Origin of the sequence: Saccharomonospora iraqiensis subsp. paurometabolica YIM 90007, assembly GCF_000231035.2 — a bacterium.
Taxonomy (GTDB): Bacteria; Actinomycetota; Actinomycetes; order Mycobacteriales; family Pseudonocardiaceae; genus Saccharomonospora; species Saccharomonospora paurometabolica.
The window spans coordinates 2477-4592 of sequence record NZ_KI912245.1; the positions used below are offsets into that span (position 1 = coordinate 2477).

At 70.8% G+C, this 2116-nt stretch carries 3 protein-coding genes; all 3 read right to left on the minus strand.

The features are described 5' to 3' along the window. Nucleotides 1-104: 104 nt before the first annotated feature. The 3 genes from SACPADRAFT_RS0213920 to SACPADRAFT_RS0213930 all read right to left on the minus strand — a co-directional run bounded on the left by SACPADRAFT_RS0213920 (nucleotide 105) and on the right by SACPADRAFT_RS0213930 (nucleotide 1900). Nucleotides 105-1127 carry an NAD(P)-dependent oxidoreductase gene (locus SACPADRAFT_RS0213920; protein ID WP_233357185.1) on the minus strand — a complete coding sequence of 341 codons (1023 nt, stop codon included), beginning with the start codon at nucleotides 1125-1127 and terminating at the stop codon, nucleotides 105-107. Between the two features lie 167 nt (nucleotides 1128-1294). Beyond that, a complete protein-coding gene (locus SACPADRAFT_RS0213925) occupies nucleotides 1295-1591 on the minus strand; it encodes a HigA family addiction module antitoxin (protein ID WP_007027387.1) in 297 nt (98 codons plus the stop codon). 15 nt (nucleotides 1592-1606) lie between these two features. After that, complete coding sequence (locus SACPADRAFT_RS0213930; protein ID WP_007027388.1) at nucleotides 1607-1900, minus strand: type II toxin-antitoxin system RelE/ParE family toxin; 294 nt, start codon at nucleotides 1898-1900, stop codon at nucleotides 1607-1609. Between the last annotated feature and the right edge of the window lie 216 nt (nucleotides 1901-2116).

The following is a 2116-nucleotide window of genomic DNA, read 5'->3' on the forward strand; positions in this document are numbered from 1 at the left end:
CGGCGCGCCGCCGGTGACCACCAGCGGTCTGCCCGGGCGCACGACGGCCCCCGCCCCGTGTGGTGGCGGGGGCGTGGCCGTGGCTTCCCGTTCGCGTGCGGTGCTCACGTCGTGTCGCCCACCCGCAGCGGGGTCGCCAGGCTGCCGGAGCGCAGCACGGCGTCCAGGTTGACGCAGTGGTCCACCGTGCCCTCGGCGAAGTCGTCGACGATGCGCACCACCTCGGCGGCCACCGCGTGCTGCGCCTGCTCGGTGGAGGCGCCGATGTGGTGCGTGCCGTACACGTTCGGGTGGGCGGCGAGCCGGGAGTCGATCGTGCCGGTGCCCGAGCCCGGTTCGTCGGCGAACACGTCGATCCCCGCGCGCAGGCCCCTGGTCTCCATCGCCTCGATCAGCGCGTCCTCGTCGACCAGTTCGGCGCGGGCGGTGTTGAGCAGGATCGCGCCCTGGGGCATCCGTGCCAGCAGGTTCCGATTCACCAGCCCGCGGGTGGTCTCGGTGGCGGGCAGGTGGAGCGAGAGCACGTCGCAGGTGGCGGCGAGGGTGTCCAGGTTGTCGACGAACCGCACCCCGATCGCCCGGGCCCGGGCCAGCGTCTCCTCGTCGCGCTCCGGCCGGGCGACGGTGGCGATGTCGGCGCCGAACGCCGCGATCCGCTCGGCGAAAGCCAGCCCGATCCGGCCCAGCCCGACGACACCGACGCTGCGGCCGGTGATCCCGCGCGCCCGCGCGTAGCGCTTCTTGGCCCAGCGCCCGGCGCGCAGGTCGGCGACGGCGTCGGCGATGTCGCGGTCCAGCGCCAGCAGCAGCGCACACGCCAGCTCGGCCACGGCCACCGCGTTGCGCCCCGGCACATTGCACACGCAGATCCCGCGTGCGGCGGCGGCGTCGCGGTCGATGGTGTCGGTGCCCGAGCCCGCGCGGATCACCAGCCGCAGTGTGTCGGCGGCGGCCTCGATCGTCTCGGCGGTGACCTTGGTGCTGCGCACCACGAGCACCTCGTGGCCGGGCACCCGTTCCGGCAGGTCACCCGCGGTGGTGTCCGGTTCGTAGTCGCAGTCGTGCCCGTGGTCGGCCAGTGCCGAGCGGGAGGCGTCCGGGAAGCTGTCCGCGAGGAGGATCCGCATCGACATCCCCTTCCATCGGGCGAGTGCTGTGCCCTGGATTGCCGGGTCTGTCGGGTATTACACGCTCCGTCGCGGCCACCGGGACAGGACGCCACGGGCGGACCGGCGCATCGGGTGACACCCGATGGCGGTGTCGCTCCCCTTCTGGGAGCTCGGAGCCCGGTGGTTCAGCTCGCCAGCGGGTGGATGTCGTCCAGGGTGTCGCCGAGTCGATCCTGCTCGATCAGGAGGTCGTGGTGGGTCTGGAGGTTGATCCAGAACCCGGCCGAGGTGCCGAACGCGCGTGCCAGCCGCAGCGCTGTGTCCGCGCTGATCCGGCGGGTCCCGTGGGTGATCTCGTTGATACGGCGCGGGGACACCTTGATCTGCTTGGCGAGCCGGTACTCGCTGATGCCCAAGGGCTTCAGAAACTCCTCGGTGAGGATCTCGCCGGGAGACACCGGGGGTGGGGCTGGTGCGGTCATCGCGCATCCTCTCCTTTAGTGATAGTCAACGATCTCGACGTCCTCAGGACCGGCGTCGGTCCATCGGAAGCAGATGCGCCACTGGTCGTTGATGCGGATGCTGTGTTGGCCCGCTCTGTTCCCGGACAACTTCTTCAACCGGTTGCCGGGGGGCATGCGGGCATCCTCCAAGGATTCGGCGCTGTGCAGCATCACCAGCTTGCGTAGCGCGGCTCGCTGGACCTGTGGGTCCATCTTGCGAACATGTTGCCGCTCCCATATCGCTTGAGTGGTGCTGTCCCGGAAGGAGCGGATCACATCACCGAGCATAACGACTAGCGCTAATAACGCAAGACGTTACCTTTCCTGGGGCTGGTCCGCTTGTCTCCGCAACGATGAGTGGCGTGCCTGGTTCGGTCAGCCCGACGCGGTCGTGGCGTCGAGGGTCGCGCGGGCGCGGGTGAGGCGGTCGCGCCACCAGGCAGCCCGGCCGGGGTCGGTGGGTGCGTAGGTGTCGAGCAGGGCGGGGTCGGGCCCGGGCGGGGT